The 16,413-nt window shown below is 61.4% G+C and carries 15 protein-coding genes; 1 reads left to right on the forward strand and 14 read right to left on the reverse strand.

From position 1 onward, the window contains the following. The first annotated feature begins 7 nt into the window (after positions 1 to 7). Positions 8 to 667, forward strand: a complete 660-nt coding sequence (tagF, locus tag AC07SU_RS09145) for a type VI secretion system-associated protein TagF (RefSeq protein WP_494996862.1) — start codon at positions 8 to 10, stop codon at positions 665 to 667. 124 nt (positions 668 to 791) lie between these two features. Here the strand turns inward: tagF and AC07SU_RS09150 are convergent, their stop codons facing one another. The 14 genes from AC07SU_RS09150 to AC07SU_RS09215 all read right to left on the reverse strand — a co-directional run bounded on the left by AC07SU_RS09150 (position 792) and on the right by AC07SU_RS09215 (position 16,279). After that, complete coding sequence (locus AC07SU_RS09150) at positions 792 to 1,106, reverse strand: helix-turn-helix domain-containing protein (RefSeq protein ID WP_494996863.1); 315 nt, start codon at positions 1,104 to 1,106, stop codon at positions 792 to 794. Between the two features lie 224 nt (positions 1,107 to 1,330). After that, on the reverse strand, positions 1,331 to 2,794 hold the full coding sequence (nuoN, locus tag AC07SU_RS09155) for an NADH-quinone oxidoreductase subunit NuoN (RefSeq protein WP_012724956.1): 1,464 nt from the start codon (positions 2,792 to 2,794) through the stop codon (positions 1,331 to 1,333). Between the two features lie 7 nt (positions 2,795 to 2,801). After that, entirely contained in the window at positions 2,802 to 4,334 is a 1,533-nt protein-coding gene (gene nuoM / locus AC07SU_RS09160; RefSeq protein WP_016974046.1) for an NADH-quinone oxidoreductase subunit M, read from the reverse strand. Positions 4,335 to 4,383: 49 nt separating this feature from the next. Next, positions 4,384 to 6,237, reverse strand: coding sequence for an NADH-quinone oxidoreductase subunit L (gene nuoL, locus AC07SU_RS09165; RefSeq protein WP_017255329.1), 1,854 nt, complete (start codon positions 6,235 to 6,237; stop codon positions 4,384 to 4,386). Further along, positions 6,234 to 6,542, reverse strand: a complete 309-nt coding sequence (gene nuoK, locus AC07SU_RS09170; protein WP_003174727.1) for an NADH-quinone oxidoreductase subunit NuoK — start codon at positions 6,540 to 6,542, stop codon at positions 6,234 to 6,236. The genes nuoL and nuoK overlap by 4 nt, the downstream gene beginning before the upstream one ends. A 2-nt stretch (positions 6,543 to 6,544) precedes the next feature. After that, positions 6,545 to 7,048: an NADH-quinone oxidoreductase subunit J gene (nuoJ, locus tag AC07SU_RS09175; protein WP_016974048.1), complete on the reverse strand. Its 504-nt coding sequence runs from the start codon at positions 7,046 to 7,048 to the stop codon at positions 6,545 to 6,547. Between the two features lie 9 nt (positions 7,049 to 7,057). Next, on the reverse strand, positions 7,058 to 7,606 hold the full coding sequence (gene nuoI / locus AC07SU_RS09180) for an NADH-quinone oxidoreductase subunit NuoI (protein WP_003174725.1): 549 nt from the start codon (positions 7,604 to 7,606) through the stop codon (positions 7,058 to 7,060). Positions 7,607 to 7,617: 11 nt separating this feature from the next. Further along, positions 7,618 to 8,625, reverse strand: coding sequence for an NADH-quinone oxidoreductase subunit NuoH (gene nuoH, locus AC07SU_RS09185; protein WP_060755669.1), 1,008 nt, complete (start codon positions 8,623 to 8,625; stop codon positions 7,618 to 7,620). After that, complete coding sequence (nuoG, locus tag AC07SU_RS09190; protein ID WP_494996864.1) at positions 8,622 to 11,336, reverse strand: NADH-quinone oxidoreductase subunit NuoG; 2,715 nt, start codon at positions 11,334 to 11,336, stop codon at positions 8,622 to 8,624. The genes nuoH and nuoG overlap by 4 nt, the downstream gene beginning before the upstream one ends. 135 nt (positions 11,337 to 11,471) lie before the next feature. After that, positions 11,472 to 12,827 (reverse strand): NADH-quinone oxidoreductase subunit NuoF, encoded by a 1,356-nt coding sequence (gene nuoF, locus AC07SU_RS09195; protein ID WP_105698604.1) that lies wholly within the window; start codon positions 12,825 to 12,827, stop codon positions 11,472 to 11,474. Then, positions 12,824 to 13,321 (reverse strand): NADH-quinone oxidoreductase subunit NuoE, encoded by a 498-nt coding sequence (gene nuoE, locus AC07SU_RS09200; protein ID WP_003174721.1) that lies wholly within the window; start codon positions 13,319 to 13,321, stop codon positions 12,824 to 12,826. The genes nuoF and nuoE overlap by 4 nt, the downstream gene beginning before the upstream one ends. A gap of 2 nt (positions 13,322 to 13,323) precedes the next feature. Continuing rightward, a complete protein-coding gene (gene nuoC / locus AC07SU_RS09205; protein WP_176995473.1) occupies positions 13,324 to 15,108 on the reverse strand; it encodes an NADH-quinone oxidoreductase subunit C/D in 1,785 nt (594 codons plus the stop codon). A 72-nt stretch (positions 15,109 to 15,180) separates the two neighbouring features. Beyond that, a complete protein-coding gene (locus AC07SU_RS09210) occupies positions 15,181 to 15,855 on the reverse strand; it encodes a NuoB/complex I 20 kDa subunit family protein (RefSeq protein ID WP_016969249.1) in 675 nt (224 codons plus the stop codon). A gap of 10 nt (positions 15,856 to 15,865) precedes the next feature. Beyond that, a complete protein-coding gene (locus tag AC07SU_RS09215) occupies positions 15,866 to 16,279 on the reverse strand; it encodes an NADH-quinone oxidoreductase subunit A (protein WP_003219575.1) in 414 nt (137 codons plus the stop codon). Between the last annotated feature and the right edge of the window lie 134 nt (positions 16,280 to 16,413).

Below are 16,413 nucleotides of genomic sequence, written 5' to 3' on the forward strand. Positions count from 1 at the left end.
ACCCGTCATGAATGGATTTTTCGGCAAGGTCGCAAGCCATGGGGATTTTGTCAGCCGGCGTTTGCCGCCGGCGTTTTTGAACACCTGGGACAGTTGGCTGCAGGCCGGTTTGCAGTGCAGTCGTGAACGCCTGGGTGAGCAATGGCTGGAGGTGTACTTGTGCAGCCCGATCTGGCGTTTTGCGTTGGCGGCGGGGGTGTGCGGTGATAGCGGTTGGGCGGGGGTGATGATTCCCAGCGTGGATCGGGTGGGGCGTTATTTTCCGCTGACCCTCGCCAGTGCAGGGGAGGACGTGCCGTTGCTGGCGCGGTTGGAACGGGATGGGTTGTGGTACAGCCAGTTGGAGCGCCTGGCGTTGTCGGCGTTGAGCGAAGGGTTTGCCCTGGAATCGTTCGACGAGGTGTTGCAGGCGCTGCCATTGGCCGGCTGCTGGGCACCGGTAAGCCACGCCGATACAGCCTGGGTACCCGCACAATGGCTCGACTTGCCCGACCCGGAGCGGATCGGCGAAGGCATGCTGCAACTAAGCGCGCAGATCGATCCTTCAGGCCTCGCGCGGCACTCACTGTTCTGGACCGAAGGCTCGCCCCACGTTGCGCCGTCGATCTGGGTGGGGGAGGGGTTGCCGGATGACGAGACCTTCGCCGATATGCTGGGTGGACGGTAGAGCCTGATGATCCCTGTAGTGAGCGGGTTTACCCCGCGCCGCGATCTACCTGACGCACCGCGCCACCTGATATACCGCCGCGCGGGGTAAACCCGCTCACTACATGCGTTCACCCGTTTATTTTTCAGTTCAAGGCTGCAAGTTGTGCGACTGTTTCTGGAAAGCGCGCCACCAGCCGAATCAAAGTGACCGCCTGGGCATTGGGCTTGGCGCGGCCTTGCTCCCAGTTTTCCAGCGTGCGTTTGTTGGTACGCAGGTACATGGCGAACACCGAGCGGGAGAGGTTGAGTTGCTGGCGCACGGCGACCACTTCCTCGGCGGTGAGTGGTTCCAGCTTGTTGAGGTGAACCTTGTGGGTACGCAGGGTGATTTTGCCTTGGCGTTCGTCTGCCAGGGCGTCGAAGCCTTCGATTAACTCTGAGGCGGTATGCCGTTTCATCGTGGTCCCTACGTAGATTGCGTATGAGGTGTCCACTTTACGAATGGGGTAGAGGGCGTGATGTCAGGCCGTGCTGTGTGTCGCGTCAGATGATTCTGTTGCGTTTGTCCAACCCTATCGCGGGCAAGTCGAAGGCGTTAGGTGTCGCACTGCAGCTCTAAATATCCACCCATAAAAAACGGCGCCCGAAGGCGCCGTTTTGTTTGCTGCATCCAACTAAGCGATCAAACGCCCAGTACCGCGTGCTGCACCAGGGTGAGCAGCGGTTGTGGGTATACGCCCAGGAAGAACGCGAGCAGGGCGATGGCCAGCAGCATCACGCCGCCTGCCTTTTGTTCCCAGTGCAGCTCGGCGTCCACGCGGCGCAGGTTTGGCTCGATCAGGTACAGGGTGACCATCACGCGCAGGTAATAGAACACGCCGATGGCGCTGCCCAGTACCAGGGACGCGACCAACCACCATTCGTGGGCTTCAACACCGGTAGCGACGATGTAGAACTTGCCGATGAAGCCGGCAGTCAGTGGGATACCGGCCAGGGACAGCATCATCACGGTCAGTACGGCGGTCAGGTACGGACGGCGCCAGAACAGGCCGCGGTATTCGTACAGGGCGTCAGCGTCACGGCCTTTGAACGGCGAGGACATCAGCGTGATCACGCCGAATGCACCCAGGCTGGTGATCACGTAGGTGACCAGGTACACGCCCATGGCTTCCACGGCCAGGCCTTTGCTCGCCACCAGGGCGATCAGCAGGTAGCCGAAGTGCGCGATGGACGAATAACCCAGCAGACGCTTGAGGTTGTTCTGGGTCAGGGCCAGCAGGTTACCGAACAGGATCGACGCAATGGCAATCACGGTCAGCACGGTGCTCAGCACGCCGGTATTGGCGGCAGGGGAGATCTGGAACAGACGCACCATCACCGCAAACACAGCCACCTTCGACGCAGTGGCCAGGAACGCAGCCACCGGCGCCGGGGCGCCTTCGTACACGTCCGGGGTCCACAGGTGGAACGGCACCAGGGAGAGCTTGAACGCCAGGCCGATCAGCATCATGGCCAGGCCCAGTTGGGCAATCGGCGCAGGCATGCTGGTGGCGGCCAGGGCGTGGCCGATACCGGTGAAGCTCAGGTTGCCGGCTTCGGCATAGAGCAGGGCCATACCGAACAACAGGAACGCGGAACCGGCCGCCGACAGCACCATGTACTTGATGCCGGCTTCCAGGGAGCGCTTGTTGAAGAACGCATAGGCCACCAGGCCGTAGGTCGGGATCGACAGCAGTTCCAGGCCGATGAACAGGCCCGCCAGGTGCTGTGCGCTGACCAGCACGATACCACCGGCCGCAGCCAGCAGGATCAGCAGGTACAGCTCTTCGCGGTTGCCTGGGTAGCCGGTGCCGCCTTCGCCGAGGTAGGCGTGGGCGAGGGTGACGCAGGCCAGCGTGGCCACCAGGATCAGCGCGATGTACAGCAGGGCGAAGTCATCGACCATCATCAAAGGCGTGACCGCCAGTGGCGCGACCTTGAGGGCCGGGATGATCGACAGCAGGGCCAGGTTCAGACCGGCACAGGACAGCAGGAACGTTTGCGAGTGATTGCGGCGCCAGGCGATGGCCAGCATCACCACCACGATGGTGAGGCTGGTAATCAGCAGCGGCGCAAGCGCGATAAAGTGTTGGATCGTGAATTCCATAGCGCTCTTACCGGGCCGAAGCGAGTTGAGAGAAGGCGGTGCCGAACCACTGCTGCACGCCATGCATCGTTGCGGCAGAAGTGTCCAGGAACGGTTGCGGGTACACGCCGATGTAGATCAGCAGCACCGCAAGGCCGAGCACCATGATCAGTTCGCGAGCATCCATCCCTTGCAGGACGGTGTCGGACTTGGCCGGGCCGAAGTAGGCGCGGTGGATCATGATCAGCGAGTAGACCGAACCGAACACCAGGCCGGACGTGGCGATGGCGCTGATCCATGGGGTCTGTACAAACGAGCCCATCAGGATCAGGAATTCGCCGATGAAGTTACCGGTGCCCGGCAAGCCCAGGGACGCGGCGGCGAAGAACAGGCTGATCGCCGGCAGGTAGGCGATGCGCGACCACACCCCACCCATTTCACGCATGTCACGGGTGTGCAGGCGCTCGTACAGCTGGCCACTCAGGATAAAGAGGGCAGCGGCCGAAACACCGTGGGCCAACATCTGGATCACCGCGCCTTGCAGCGCCAGCTGGCTGCCGGAGTAGATGCCGATCAGCACGAAGCCCATGTGGGAAACGGACGAGAAGGCAATCAGACGCTTGATGTCGGTTTGTGCGAACGCCAGGAACGCACCGTAGAAGATCCCGATCAGACCCAGGGTCATCGCGATCGGCGCGAACTCGGCCGAGGCATTCGGGAACAGCGGCAGGGCGAAACGCAGCAGACCATACGCAGCGGTCTTCAACAGGATACCGGCCAGGTCCACGGAGCCTGCGGTCGGCGCCTGGGCGTGAGCGTCAGGCAGCCAGGAGTGGAACGGCACCACCGGCAGCTTCACCGCGAAGGCGATGAAGAAGCCCAGCATCAGGATGTACTCGGTGGTCAGGGACATCTTGGTCTTCAACAGGTCGGCGTAGTTGAAGGTAATCACGCCGGTGTTGTTGAAGTTGACCAGTACCAGGCCCAGGATCGCCACCAACATGATCAGGCCGGAAGCCTGGGTGAAGATGAAGAACTTGGTTGCCGCGTAGATCCGGGTTTTCTTGCCGTCCGAAGAACTGTGACCCCAGAGCGCGATGAGGAAGTACATCGGCACCAGCATCATTTCCCAGAAGAAGAAGAACATGAACAGGTCGAGGGCGAGGAACACGCCGACAACGCCGCCCAGGATCCACATCAGGTTCAGGTGGAAGAAGCCCACGTGACGCTGGATCTCTTTCCAGGAGCAGAGTACCGAGAGAATACCCAGCAGGCCGGTCAGCAGGATCATCAACAGCGACAGGCCGTCGAGGGCCAGGTGCACGTTGATGCCGAACCGCTGGATCCACACGTGCTTGAATTCAAGCGCGAAGGTTGGATCGACACCCGGTGCCGGAGCAAATGAATAGTCGCCATGGGCCCACAGCCAGAGGCCGAGTGCGAGTTCCAGGGACATGGTCAGCAACGCAATCCAGCGGGGGAGGGTGGCGCCGAAGCGTTCACCCATCCAGCAGAGCAGGCCGCCGATGAAGGGGATCAGGATTAGCCAGGGCAGAATCATGACAGGCTCGTTTCCTTTCGCAAGTTCGCAAAGTTGGCAATGTTCATAATCAGACCGCTACCACCACGATGGCGCCAATCACCAGCACGGCACCGGCCGCCATGGAGGCTGCATACCAGCGCAGTTGGCCAGTCTCGCTGCGGCTCAGGGCGGTGTGACCGGCCTTGGCGGCGCGCGGGATCAAACCGATGGTCTGGTCGAGCGGGTCTTTGCGCAGTACATGGCTGATGGCCAGGTAAGGCTTGACGAACAGTTTGTCGTAGATCCAGTCGAAGCCCCAGGCAGCGAACCACCAGGCTGACAGGAAGCGGCCAATGCCACTGTTGGCAACCGCCGTCACGAAGCGACGCTTGCCCAGGAACAGCAGGGCCGCCAGCAGGATACCGGCGATAGCGATAGCGCCCGAGGCGATTTCCAGGCTGTGCTTGGCAGCGCCACCGGCATGGCCGGCGCTTTCTGGCAGCACGCCAGCCAGTGGCGGGGTGATCAGGGCGCCGACGAAGGTCGACAGCACGATCAGTACCGACAAAGGCAGCCAGTGCGAAATGCCGTGGCCTGCGTGTGCTTCAGTCTTGGCTTCACCGTGGAAGGTGATGAAGATCAGGCGGAAGGTGTACAGCGAGGTCATGAATGCACCCACCAGGCCTGCGTACAGCAGGTTCTGGTTACCGCTGGCAAAGGCTTCCCAGAGGATTTCGTCTTTCGAGTAGAAACCTGCGGTCACCAGCGGCAGGGCGGCCAGGGCGGCACCACCGACGATGAAGCTGGCGTAGGCCAGTGGCAGTTTCTTCCACAGGCCGCCCATCTTGAAGATGTTCTGCTCGTGGTGGCAGGCAACGATCACCGCACCGGAAGCGAGGAACAGCAGGGCCTTGAAGAAGGCGTGGGTCATCAGGTGGAAGATCGCCGCGTCCCAGGCGCCAACGCCCAGGGCCAGAAACATGTAGCCGATCTGGCTCATGGTCGAGTAGGCGAGGATACGCTTGATGTCGGTCTGCACCAGCGCGGCGAAGCCGGCCAGTACCAGGGTCACGCCGCCTACCAGGCCCACCAGGTGCAGGATTTCCGGCGCCAGGGTGAACAGGCCGTGGGTACGTGCGATCAGGTAGACACCTGCAGTTACCATCGTTGCCGCGTGGATCAGTGCGGAAACAGGGGTAGGACCGGCCATCGCATCCGCCAGCCAGGTTTGCAGCGGCAGTTGCGCGGATTTACCGACAGCGCCGCCCAGCAGCATCAGGGTGGCCAGGGTGATCCAGAAGTCGCCAACCTGGAATTTCTGCGGCGCCAGCACCAGCAGTTCCTGGATGTTCAGCGTGCCCACCTGTTGGAACAGGATGAACAGGCCGATGGCCATGAACACGTCACCGATACGGGTCACGATGAAGGCTTTGAGGGCGGCGTTACCGTTGTTGCGGTTGCTGTAGTAGAAACCGATCAACAGGTACGAGCACAGGCCCACGCCTTCCCAACCGAAGTACAGGAACAACAGGTTATCGCCCAGCACCAGGAACAGCATGCTGGCGATAAACAGGTTGGTGTACGAGAAGAAGCGCGAGTAGCCCGCTTCACCGCGCATGTACCAGGACGCGAACAGGTGGATCAGGAAGCCCACACCCACCACCACGCCGAGCATGGTGATCGACAGGCCGTCGATGTAGAGGGCGAAGTTAGGCTTGAAGCCTTCCACCGACATCCACTGCCACAGCACCAGGGTGTAGTGGCCGCCTTCCGGCGGCGCCACGTTGAATTGCCAGATGACGTAGGCGGCCACGATGGCCGACAGGCCAATGGAACCTACGCCCACCAGGGCCGAGAGGTTTTCCGACCAGCGCCCGCGAGAGAAGGACAGCAGCAGGAAACCGATCAGGGGGAATACGAAAGTCAGAAAGATCATGTTCATCCGCGCATCTCACTGGCAGCGTCGATATCAAGCGTGTGGAAGCGACGATACAGTTGCAGCAGGATCGCCAGGCCGATACTGGCCTCGGCGGCTGCCAGGCTGATCACCAGGATGAACATGACTTGTCCATCCGGCTGGCCCCAACGTGCACCTGCAACGATGAAGGCCAGTGCGGCGGCGTTCATCATGATTTCCAGGCTCATCAACACGAACAGAATGTTACGGCGAACCATCAGGCCGACCAGGCCAAGGCAGAACAGGATGCCGGCGACCGCCAGACCATGCTCCAAAGGGATAGCAGGCATCGTCATTGCTCCTTGGCTTCGTTGCGGCCCAAGTGGAAGGCGGTGACGGCTGCAGCGAGCAGCAGCATCGACGCCAGTTCGACCACCAGCAGGTACGGGCCGAACAGGCTGATGCCCACGGCCTTCGCGTCTACGGTGGTGTGGCCGATGGCCTGGCCGCTCTGGTGAGCGAACAGTACATACAGCAGTTCACCCAGCAGCAGGGCTGCCAGGACGACCGGGCCGAGCCAGATGCCGGGCTTGAGCCAGACGCGCTCCTGGGCGACCGAAGCCGGCCCCAGGTTGAGCATCATCACCACAAACACGAACAGCACCATGATGGCGCCGGCGTAGGCGATCACTTCCAGCACACCGGCGAACGGTGCGCCGAGGCTGAAGAAGGTCATGGCCACGGCGATCAACGAAATGATCAGGTAGAGCAGGGCGTGCACGGGGTTGGTGTTGGTGATCACGCGAAGCGTGGACACCACTGCAATACCGGACGCGAAATAGAAAGCGAATTCCATCTTTCTTCCTTAAGGCAGCAAGCTCTTCACGTTGATCGGCTCGGCTTCGTTTTGTGCGGCGCCTTTTGGCTTACCGGCAACGGCCATACCTGCAACACGATAGAAGTTGTAATCAGGGTTTTTACCGGGACCAGAGATCAGCAGATCTTCTTTCTCGTACACCAGGTCCTGACGTTTGAACTCGGCCATCTCGAAATCCGGCGTGAGCTGGATGGCGGTGGTCGGGCAAGCTTCCTCGCAGAGGCCGCAGAAAATGCAGCGCGAGAAGTTGATGCGGAAGAAGTCCGGGTACCAGCGACCGTCTTCGGTTTCAGCTTTCTGCAGGGAGATACAACCTACCGGGCACGCCACGGCGCACAGGTTGCAGGCTACGCAACGCTCTTCGCCATCGGGGTCGCGGGTGAGCACGATGCGGCCGCGATAGCGTGGCGGCAGGTACACCGCTTCTTCCGGGTATTGCAGGGTGTCGCGCTTGCGAAAGCCATGGCCGAAAACCATCACCAGGCTTCGCAACTGGGTACCGGTACCCTTAACGATGTCGCCAATATATTTGAACATGGGTCAAATCCTCACTGAACCGCGCCGGCGGGCGTGTTCAACAACACAACGGCAGCCGTCACCAGCAAATTGATCAGGGTCAGCGGCAGGCAGAAGCGCCAGCTGAAATCCATCACCTGGTCGTATCGTGGACGCGGAATGGAAGCGCGCAGCAGGATAAACAACATGATGAAGAACGCGGTCTTGAGGAAGAACCAGAAGAACGCCAACTGCGGCAGAATGCCGAACGGACCGTGCCAGCCGCCGAAGAACAGCGTCACCAGCAGGGCCGAGATCAAGATGATGCCGATGTATTCGCCAACGAAGAACATGCCCCATTTCATGCCGGCGTATTCGATGTGGTAACCGTCGGCCAGTTCCTGTTCTGCTTCCGGCTGGTCGAACGGGTGACGGTGAGTCACGGCGACGCCAGCGATGAAGAAGGTACAGAAGCCGAAGAACTGCGGAATGATGAACCACAGGTTCTGCGCCTGGTACTCGACGATGTCGCGCATGTTGAACGAGCCGACCTGCACCACGATGCCCATCAGCGCGAGGCCCATGAACACTTCGTAGGACACGGTCTGGGCCGAAGCCCGCAAGCTGCCCAGGAGGGCGAACTTGTTGTTACTCGACCAACCGGCGAACAGCACCGCGTAGACCGACAGACCGGCCATGGCGAAGAAGAACAGCAAGCCGATGTTCAGGTCCGCCACGCCCCAGGTCGGGGTGATCGGGATGATCGCGAAGGCGATCAGCAAAGCGCTCATGGCCACGACCGGTGCCAGGGTGAAGATCACCTTGTCGGCAAACGGCGGGGTCCAGTCTTCCTTGAAGAACATTTTGAGCATGTCGGCAGCGATCTGGAACATGCCGAACGGGCCAACGCGGTTCGGACCGTAACGGTCCTGCCACCAGCCCAGCAGGCGACGTTCGACGAAGCTGAGCAGGGCGCCCGCGACGACCACGGCCAACAGGATCACGACAGCCTTGAGGACCGCAATGATCACGTCGATCACTTCAGGGGTGAACCAGGTCATTGCGCTGCCTCCTGCAGACCGTCAACGGTTTTGCCAAAGATGGCCGCTGGGATGCCGGCGAAACCTTTCGGCAGTGCTACCAGGCCAGCGCCCAACTCTTCGTTGATGCGCAGCGGCAGACGCAGGGTCTGGCCGGCCACGTTCAGGCTGAGCAGTGCACCGTCGTTGACGCCCAGGCGGTCGGCTTCGGACTTGGCCAGGGAAACGTAGGCGGTAGGGATGCGCTCTTGAACCGGCGCGGCCTTGGAAGAGTTCTCTTCGCTGCCGAACAGGTGGAAGAACGGCACAACCTGCCAGGTGCCCTGGGCCGGGTTGAACGGACGCGGTACGGCGGCGAACCAGTTCAGCGAGTCACCGGTGCTTTCGATCAGGCGGGTGCCCGGGTCGCCAGCGCGGATGTGACCACCGACTTCGTCCTGGAACTTGTTCCAGGCCTGTGGCGAGTTCCAGCCCGGCGACCAGGCGAATGGTACCTGCTGACGCGGCTCGACCGAACCCGAGTAACCTTCCATGGAGAAGGCAAACGCGGTGTCCTGGTCTTGTGGGGTACGCGGTTCGTGCACGCTGATGTTGGCGCGCATGGCGGTACGACCGGAGTAACGCAGCGGTTCACGGGCCAGTTTCATGCCCTTGATGCGGAACGCGGCGGACGGTGCAGCGTCGACGATACGGGCCAGCTGCGGCGCGCTGGAGGCGGCGGCGGCGGTTACGTGGTCGAGTTGGGTCCAGTCGATCGGCTGGTTCAGCAGGGTGGCGCGCAGGGCATGTAGCCAGCGCCAGCCTTCGTGTACCAGGATGCTGGCGTCCATGTACTTCGGATCGAACACCTGGAAGAAGCGCTGGGCGCGGCCTTCCTGGCTGACCAGGGTACCGTCGCCTTCGGCGAAGGTGGCGGCTGGCAGGACCAGGTCGGCACGGTCGCTGGTGGCGGTCTTCTGGTGGTCGGCAACGATCAGCACCTTGGCGGCATTGAGCGCAGCGTCAACCTTGGCGGCATCGGTGCGGGTGTACAGGTCGTTTTCCAGCACGACGATAGCGTCGGCTTTGCCATCCGTTACTGCTTGCAGCGCGGCGTCCAGGGACTCGCCACCGAGCATGGCCAGGCCAAGGCTGTTGGCTTCCGGCACGACCAGGCTGATGGAACCGTTCTTGTCGCGCAGCTTCAAGGCCTTGGCGATGTTGGCAGCGGCTTCGATCAGCGCCTTGGAACCCAGCGAGGTACCGGCAATGATCAATGGACGCTTGGCGGCCAGCAGGGCGTCGGCGATGCGCTGGGCCAGTTCAACGGCTTCAGTGTCCAGGCCTTCGACGGCAGGCGCGCTGGCGTCCAGGGCGTGGGCCACGGCGAAACCGATGCGGGCCAGGTCGTCTGGGGCGGCGTGGACGCATTCTTCGGCGATGTCGTCGAGCTTGGTCTCAGCCAGGCTGGCGATAAACAGCGGGTTCAGCGCGTGCTGGCCGATGTTTTTCACGGCAGCGTCGAGCCACGGCTGTACGCGCATCGCGTCGGCCATGTCTTCGGCTTTGCCCTTGACCGACTGGCGCAGCGACAGGGCGATGCGGGCAGCGGTCTGGGTCAGGTCTTCACCGAGCACGAAGATAGCGTCGTGATCTTCGATGTCACGCATGTTCGGCACCGGCAGCGGGCTGTCGTTCAGCACTTGCAGGACCAGGCGGATGCGCTCCAGCTCACCGGCTTCGATACCGGAGTAGAAGTGCTCGGCACCCACCAGTTCGCGCAACGCGTAGTTGCTTTCGAGGCTGGCGCGGGGCGAACCGATACCGACGATGTTGCGGCCGCGCAGCAGGTCGGCGGCTTTATCCAGCGCGTCGTCCAGGCTCAGCTTGCCGCCATTGGCCAGCAGTGGCTGACGCGGGCGGTCCTTGCGGTTGACGTAGCCGTAGCCGAAACGGCCACGGTCGCACAGGAAGTACTGGTTGACCGAACCGTTGAAGCGGTTTTCGATGCGACGCAGTTCGCCGTAGCGCTCGCCCGGGGAGATGTTGCAACCGCTGGAGCAGCCATGGCAGATGCTCGGCGAGAACTGCATGTCCCACTTACGGTTGTAGCGCTCGGAGTGAGTCTTGTCGGTGAACACACCGGTCGGGCAGACCTCGGTGAGGTTGCCGGAGAACTCGCTTTCCAGGACGCCGTCTTCAACGCGACCGAAGTACACGTTGTCGTGGGCGCCGAATACGCCCAGGTCGGTGCCGCCGGCGTAGTCTTTATAGAAGCGCACGCAACGGTAGCAGGCGATGCAGCGGTTCATTTCGTGGGAAATGAAGGGGCCGAGGTCCTGGTTCTGGTGGGTACGCTTGGTGAAGCGATAACGGCGCTCGTTGTGGCCGGTCATCACGGTCATGTCTTGCAGGTGGCAGTGACCGCCTTCCTCACAGACCGGGCAGTCGTGGGGGTGGTTGGTCATCAGCCATTCGACGACACTGGCGCGGAACGCCTTGGATTCTTCATCGTCGATGGAGATCCAGGTGTTGTCGGTGGCGGGGGTCATGCACGACATGACGATACGACCACGGGTGTCGTTCTCGTCGGTGTATTGCTTGACCGCACACTGGCGACAGGCACCGACGCTACCGAGTGCGGGGTGCCAGCAGAAATACGGGATATCGAGGCCGAGTGACAGACACGCCTGTAACAGGTTGTCCGCCCCATCGACTTCGAGCGCTTTGCCGTCTACGTGGATAGTGGCCATGGTTCAAAGTTCTTCGTTGGCCCGTTGTCAGCGGGCGTGGCTAATGGAATCTTGTTATTCATGTGCATCTACACAGCCGTTAAGGCGTCAGCACATGAGCAGTTGAAGGGCACGGGCCCTTCGCCTGTTTAAGCGTTACGCGCCGACTACGATCGGCCTTGCCAGAGGCGGGACGGCGGCGCTGGTAGGCGCGATGCCGGCTTCGAACTCCGAGCGGAAGTATTTGATGGCGCTGCCCAATGGCTCCACGGCGCCCGGTGCGTGAGCACAGAAGGTCTTGCCTGGGCCGAGGAAACCGACCAGTCCCAGCAGGGTCTCGATGTCACCCTCGCGGCCTTCGCCTTTTTCCAGGGCCATCAGCAGCTTCACGCTCCACGGCAAACCGTCGCGGCATGGGGTGCAGAAACCGCACGATTCACGGGCAAAGAACTGCTCCATGTTGCGCAGCAGCGAGACCATGTTCACGGTGTTGTCCACCGCCATCGCCAGGCCCGTACCCATCCGGGTGCCGACCTTGCCGATGCCGCCGGCGTACATCTGTGCGTCGAGGTGCTCAGGGAGCAGGAAGCCGGTGCCGGCGCCGCCTGGCTGCCAGGCTTTCAAGGTGTAGCCGTCGCGCATGCCGCCGGCGTAGTCCTCGAACAGCTCGCGTGCGGTCACGCCGAACGGCAGCTCCCACAGGCCAGGGTTCTTGACCTTGCCGGAGAAGCCCATGAGCTTGGTGCCCATGTCTTCGCTGCCTTCGCGGGCCAACGATTTGTACCAGTCCACGCCGTCGGCGATGATCGCCGGCACGTTGCACAGGGTCTCAACGTTGTTCACGCAGGTCGGCTTGCCCCACACACCTACGGCGGCAGGGAAGGGCGGCTTGGAGCGCGGGTTGGCGCGGCGGCCTTCGAGGGAGTTGATCAGTGCGGTTTCTTCACCGCAGATGTAACGCCCGGCGCCGGTGTGCACGAACAGCTCGAAGTCAAAACCGGAACCGAGGATGTTCTTGCCCAAAAGACCTGCGGCCTTGGCTTCTTCCACGGCACGGTTGAGGTGCTTGGCGGCGGTGGTGTACTCGCCACGCAGGAAGATGTAGCCACGGTAGGTTTTCAGCGCGCGGGCGCTGATCAGCATGCCTTCGATCAGCAGATGGGGCAGTTGCTCCATCAGCATGCGGTCTTTCCAGGTGTTGGGCTCCATTTCATCCGCGTTGCACAGCAGGTAGCGGATGTTGATGGATTCGTCTTTGGGCATCAGGCCCCACTTAACACCCGTGGGGAAGCCTGCACCGCCGCGACCTTTGAGGCCGGCGTCTTTCACGGTCTGGACGATATCGTCCTGGGCCATGTCGGCGAAGGCTTTGCGCGCCGCCGCGTAACCGTTCTTGGCCTGGTATTCGTCGAGCCATACCGGCTCGGCGTCGTCACGCAGGCGCCAGGTCAGCGGGTGGGTCTCAGGCGAACGCTTGATCAGGTTGGCCGGGCCGAAAGATGTAAGGGTCATGGGTAGCCCTCGAGCAATTGGGTCACGCCAGCAGGCTGTACGTCACCGAATGTGTCGTCGTCGATCATCAACGCCGGCGCCTTGTCGCAGTTGCCCAGGCAGCACACCGGCAGCAGCGTGAAGCGGCCGTCCGGGGTGGTTTGGCCCAGGCCAATGCCCAGCTTGTTCTGGATCTCGCTGACCACGGACTCGTGGCCACCGATGTAGCAGACCATGCTGTCGCACACGCGAATGATGTGGCGGCCCACCGGCTGACGGAAGATCTGGCTGTAGAACGTGGCCACACCTTCAACGTCGCTGGCAGGGATGCCGAGGATTTCGCCGATGGCGTAGAGGGCGCCATCCGGCACCCAGCCACGTTCCTTCTGGACGATCTTCAAGGCTTCGATCGACGCCGCGCGCGGGTCTTCGTAGTGATGCAGCTCGTGCTCGATGGCCGAGCGCTCGGTTTCACTCAAGGTGAAACGGTCTGTCTGGATAAGCGTGCTGTTCATGCTTAGCGGTCCACGTCGGCCATAACGAAATCGATACTACCCAGGTACGCAATCAAGTCCGCGACCATCTCGCCTTTGATCACCGAAGGGATCTGCTGCAAGTGGGCGAAGCTTGGGGTACGGATCCGGGTGCGGTAGCTCATGGTGCCGCCATCGCTCGTCAGGTAATAACTGTTGATACCCTTGGTCGCTTCGATCATCTGGAAGGATTCGTTGGCCGGCATGACCGGGCCCCACGAAACTTGCAGGAAGTGCGTGATCAGGGTTTCGATGTGCTGCAGCGTGCGTTCTTTCGGCGGCGGCGTGGTCAGCGGGTGGTCCGCCTTGTACGGGCCGGCCGGCATGTTGCGCATGCACTGCTCGATGATCTTCAGGCTCTGGCGCATTTCTTCGACGCGCACGATGCAACGGTCGTAGGCATCGCCATTGGCCGCCAGCGGTACTTCGAATTCGAAGTTCTCGTAGCCGGAGTACGGGCGCGCTTTACGCAGGTCGAAATCGCAGCCGGTGGAACGCAGGCCAGCACCGGTGACGCCCCATTCCAGGGCCTCTTTGGTGTTGTACTGGGCGACGCCGATGGTACGGCCTTTAAGGATGCTGTTATCCAGCGCGGCCTTTTGGTATTCGTCCAGACGCTTGGGCATCCACTCGACGAACTCCTTGACCAGGCGCTCCCAGCCATTTGGCAGGTCGTGGGCGACGCCGCCGATACGGTACCAGGCCGGGTGCAGGCGGAAACCGGTGATGGCTTCGATAACCTTGTAGGCGCGCTGACGGTCGGTGAAGGTGAAGAACACCGGGGTCATGGCGCCGACGTCCTGGATATAGGTACCCAGGAACAGCAAGTGGCTGGTGATCCGGAAGAACTCGGCCATCATGATGCGGATGGTGTCGACGCGGTCTGGCACCTTGATGCCGGCCAGCTTCTCGACCGAGAGCACGTACGGCAGGTTGTTCATCACGCCGCCGAGGTAGTCGATACGGTCGGTGTACGGGATGAAGCTGTGCCACGACTGACGCTCGGCCATCTTCTCGGCACCACGGTGGTGGTAGCCGATGTCCGGCACGCAGTCGACGATTTCTTCGCCGTCCAGTTGCAGGATGATACGGAAGGCACCGTGAGCCGAAGGGTGGTTCGGGCCCAAGTTGAGGAACATGTAGTCCTCGTTGGTGCCGGAGCGTTTCATGCCCCAGTCTTCCGGACGGAAACGCGCCGCTTCCTCTTCAAGCTGCTGCTTGGCGAGGTTGAGGCTGAACGGGTCGAATTCGGTGGCGCGGGCAGGGAAGTCCTTGCGCAGCGGGTGACCTTCCCACGTCGGCGGCATCATGATGCGCGTCAGGTGCGGGTGGCCCGGGAAGTCGATGCCGAACATGTCCCACACTTCACGCTCGTACCAGCTGGCGTTCGGCCAGATACCGGTCACGGTCGGGATGCTCAAGTCGCTCTCAGACAGGGCGACCTTGATCATCACGTCGCTGTTACGTTCCAGCGACATCAGGTGGTAGAACACGGTGAAGTCGGCGCCGCTCGGCAGGCCCTGGCGTTTGGTGCGCAGACGCTCGTCCACGCCATGCAGGTCATAGAGCATGACGTACGGCTTGGGCAGGTTGCGCAGGAAGGTCAGGACTTCGACGAGCTTGGCACGCGCCACCCACAGCACCGGCATACCGGTGCGTGTGGCCTGGGCGGTGAAGGCGTCAGGGCCAAAACGGTTATTGAGTTCGACGACCACATCCTGGTCGTCTGCCTTATAAGGCGGGATGTACAGAGCACTGCCTGTAGTCATGGTTTTTTTATCGCTTTCGGTCAACGTAAAGAATGAAGCCAGGTGTTCGTTCTATAAAAGAAGCGGGCTGGATCAGACTTCGTCAGGGCTGCGCAGGTTGGTGACTGCGATTCGCTGTTCGCGGCGCTCTTCCTTTTGCGAAGGCATCTCGGCGCGATATACGCCTTGATCACCAACGACCCAGGAAAGCGGGCGACGCTCCTTGCCAATCGATTCCTGCAGCAGCATCAAGCCTTGCAGGAACGCTTCAGGGCGAGGCGGGCAGCCAGGCACGTAGACGTCCACGGGCAGGAACTTGTCCACCCCTTGAACGACGGAGTAGATGTCGTACATGCCACCGGAGTTGGCGCACGAACCCATGGAGATAACCCACTTCGGCTCGAGCATTTGCTCGTAGAGACGCTGAATGATCGGCGCCATCTTGATGAAGCAGGTTCCGGCGATAACCATGAAATCCGCCTGGCGCGGCGAGGCCCGGATAACTTCGGCGCCAAAGCGCGCGATGTCGTGGGGCGCCGTGAAGGCGGTGGTCATTTCCACGTAGCAGCACGACAGACCAAAGTTGTACGGCCACAGGGAGTTTTTACGCCCCCAGTTGACCGCGCCACTCAGCACGTCTTCGAGCTTGCCCATGTAGATGTTTTTGTGGACTTGGTCTTCTAACGGGTCGGAAACGGTTTCCCGTTCGCCGATGGGGTACTGCTCGTTAGGAGCATCCGGGTCGATCCTGGTGAGATTGTATTGCATCGCCAAAGCCTCATTGTTTCAGCTTCGCTTGCCGCTTACGACGAGCTTCCGGAGCCCAGTCAAGGGCGCCCACTCGGAATAGGTAGACAAGGCCTGCCAACAGAATTGCTATGAAAACGAGAGCTTCGACGAATCCGGTCCAGCCGCTTTCGCGGACGGACACAGACCAGGCAAAGAGAAAGAGGGCTTCGATATCGAAGATCACGAACAGCATCGCGACCAGATAGAATTTGGCTGAGAGCCGTAAGCGGGCGCCACCTGTAGGCAGCATGCCGGACTCGAACGGTTCATTTTTGCTGCGGCCCCAGGCTTTTGACCCGAGGAGGCTGGAGACACCGAGCATGAAGGCACAGAGGCCGACAACACCGAGGAGGAAAATGGCAAAGCCCCAGTTGTGGGCCATGAGTCCTGTCGCTTCGGTCATGCTGGAAATCCTTAACAGAGAGCAAAGGTCTCTGAGCTCGAAAAAGTAACGATGCAGTGACGATATGTCGCACTGCAATCAATCGCGGTGATTTTATGGCTAAACACCGGGCAAGTAAAATTCCTATAGCGAAA

This window comes from Pseudomonas sp. GW821-FHT05H12 (assembly GCF_059419385.1).